Source organism: Flavobacterium sp. LC2016-13, from assembly GCF_009707955.1.
Classification (GTDB): Bacteria; Bacteroidota; Bacteroidia; order Flavobacteriales; family Flavobacteriaceae; genus Flavobacterium.
In genome coordinates, this window is the sequence record NZ_WMDQ01000033.1 from 1 (window position 1) to 3,659 (window position 3,659).

Consider the following 3,659-nt stretch of genomic DNA (forward strand, 5'->3'; position numbering starts at 1 on the left):
ATTATTGCCAAACAAACATCAAATGCTTTTGCAAACCTTGCTCCTGGAACTTACATGTTTAAGGTTACAGATGCAAACGGATGTTTCTACACAGAAGCTCATACAATAAATCCGGTTACTCCAATAACGCTTATTGGTTCTAAAATAAGCGATGTATTATGTAACGCAGGAAACACAGGTGCAGCAAGATTTAATGTTGCAGGTTTTGCTTCTACTTACAGTTACACTGTAAACGGAGGAACTGCTGTTACAGCACAAACGGCTTCAATAATTAATTTAACAACTCTTGTTGCAGGTACTTATACTGTGATTGTTACAGATAATGCAACAGGATGTACAGCAACAGCTGCGGTTACTATTAACCAACCAGCTGCTTTAGCTGCAACTTATACAACTGTAAACGGAAATTGTTCTGTTACGACTTCTGGTGTAACAGTTACTGTTACAGGAGGTTCACCAGTTTACAGATATTCATTTGTACAAAACAATGCTCCAATAGGTACATATTCTAACTCTAATACTGCTAATTTAGATGCTGCAGTAAACACAAGTTGGGATGTTCATATCATTGATGCAAACGGTTGTACATTCAAATTAGATATTACAATTGCAAAAGATGTTGTGCCAACAGTTACGGCTTCAGCTGCAGGTCAGTGTTTTGGAGTAGGAAGCTACACAATTACCGCAACACCAGGTACTGGTTTAGTTGCACCTTTAAGCTACAGCATAAACAATGGTGCTTCATACCAAGCAGGTAATACATTTGTTATTACTACACCAGGAAGTTATATCGTTAAAATTAAAGACGGTAACGGATGTACGGCTGATAGTAATGTTGTTATAGTTGATAATGTATTGACATTAAATGCTGCATTAGACAAAGACATTACATGTTCAGTTCCAACTGCTGCTCAGGTTACTTTAACAGCAACAGGCGGAAGCACACCATATACATATCAATATAAAGAAGCTGCGGGAGTATATACGAATATGGCTTCTAATGTTTTCAATACAACGACTCCGGGAAGTTATACTTTCAGAGTTACAGATGCTAAGGGTTGTACAATTGTTACTACAACTCCAATCATAATTACACCTACGGTTAATCCTGATATTACAAACGTTGTACAAACAGCATTTATTTCTTGTAATGGAGATGCTACAGCTGCAATTGAAATTACGATTGATAATTCAAAAGGACAAGCTCCATTTGTATACACAGTTTTAAATACAACAACAGGAGTTAATTACGGAACACAAACATCTGGTTTAGCAGCAGGTAGTTATACAGTTACTGTTACTGACGCAAAAGGATGTACAGATACTTTTATTATTCCTATTGCACAACCTACTATTATTGCAATTAGTCATTCTGTAACTCCAATTACGTGTGCGGCTGGTGGTGTTTCATTAGGATCTATTACAATTAATTCGGTTAGTGGTGGAACTCCAAATTACATCTATCACGTAACAGGAGTAAATGGTTATAACAAACAAATTACAAATCAAACTGGTGCTACAGCTGTGTTTGAAGTTGTTGATTTTGGTTTTTATGAAATTATAGTTACAGACGCAAATGGTTGTTCTAAAATTGTTCAGAATATATTAGTTGCATCACCACCACAGGATTTAGATATTACGGTGACACCTCCACCTGCAGATTGTTCTACTTTAGGTTCAGCTGTTGTGGCGATTGGAGCGTCTTCTACTAATATTACTGGTCCTGGTCCTTTCCACTTTGCAATTTACAGTGGTCCGGGTATGACATATACTTCACCAACTACTTTACCATGGTATAATGAAGATGCAATAGGAAGTAAGAAAACAACAATACCTAATTTAATTCCAGGTGTTAAATATACTTTTATTGTACATGATGCAGGAACAGGTTGTTACTATTACGAATCAGCAACAACTCCTATTCCAACAAATTCAACACTAACTACGAGTGCGCTTACAGCAAACAACATTACTTGTAGAGGAAGTGCTAACGGAAATGTAACTTTTACAATAAATAGCGTTTATCCTGCTGCTACACCAATTAGCTATGAGATTTTCAATTCTCTAAGTATGGTTAGTACAGGAATAACAGGAACAGGTTCAGTTCCTGCAAACGGAAGTTTGACGGTTTCTAATTTAGGACCATTAAACTTTGGAAATTATATTGTAGTAGTTAGAGAAACTGCCGGTGCAACACATGCCGGATGTAGTGTTGCTACAGTATCATTTGACATTACTCAATCTGCAATTGATTTATCACTTACAGCTTCAGTATCTAAAAATGCAAATTGTAATCCTGCTTCAGGAGTTATAACTGCAATAGGCAAAGATGGTACGGCTCCATATACTTATCAATTATTATTAGCTTCAGCTACTGCTCCAACTGCAGCAAGTGCAGGTTGGGCAAGTAATAATACATTTAATAGAGATGCAGGAAGTTATATAGCTTATGTAAAAGATGCATACGGCTGTATTAAACAAGCTGCAGTAACTTTAGATAAAGATGCTGATCCAACGATCACTGCACCTGCAACTATTTGTTATAATGGTACTCCATTCACAATAGCAATTACAGGAACTGTTGATCCCGCAATTGTAGGAGCAGCTACTTATAGTGTAAACGGAAGTACTTTCCAAACAAGTCCAAACTTTACATTTAATGCAGCAGGTATTTATAATTTAGTGATTAAAGATGGTAATGGTTGTACAGCAACTGTTGCTTATGAAGTTAAACCGCAATTATTCTTAACTGCACAACTTACGAAAGAACTAGATTGTACTGCTACACCAAACGCACAAATTACATTGACTGCAACTGGTGGATACAATACAGCGTATACTTATGAGTATTCTACAGATGGTGGAGGTACTTATGTTACTATGCCATCAAATGTTCTTTCTACAAGTGTACTTGGTAATTATATCTTTAGAGTAAGTGATGCTAAGTTACCAGTTGCATGTCAGGCAACTACAACTTTCACATTAGATCCTGTACAGCCAACAGTATTTACAACTGTACAAACAAATGTTAGTTGTAATGGTGGTAACGATGGTACAATTACAGTAAATGTAACTTCAGGTGTTGGTCCATACCAATATCAATTAGATGGAGGAACATTCCAGACATCAAATGTATTTACAGGATTAATTGCTGGAACTACTTACATTGTTACAGTTAGAGATGCTAAATCATGTCTGTATTCAAACCCTGCAATTACAATTACTCAGCCAACTGCTTTAACAGCTACATCTGCAATTACAACTGCATTAACATGTACAACTGGAAACGCACCAACAAAAGCTGTTGTAACAGTAACTGCATCACAAGGTACAGCGCCTTATTTATACAGTTTTGATGGTACAAATTATTCTACTACAAATACTTATGAGTCATTTGTTGGTATAACGTTTAATGTTTTAGTTAAAGATGCCAAAGGGTGTATTTTCACTTTAACAAATGGAGTTAATATTCCAGCGTTGAACCCGCCAACGATTACAAATATTACCGGAACGCCAATTTATTGTGCTCCGGCAGCTAACACAACAAGTACCGTTACAATAACGACTACTAATGGTGTTGGAACATTAAATTACGCAATACTTTCACCGGCAAGTGCAACAACAAACGTTACAGGAGCTACAAGTGGAATATTTACAGG

1 protein-coding gene is annotated in these 3,659 nt (G+C 36.5%); it reads left to right on the forward strand.

Annotated features, from left to right (window positions below):
* Positions 1–3,659, forward strand: a 3,659-nt coding sequence (locus GKZ86_RS25130; protein WP_195936701.1) for a SprB repeat-containing protein, incomplete at both ends; no start/stop codon positions are given.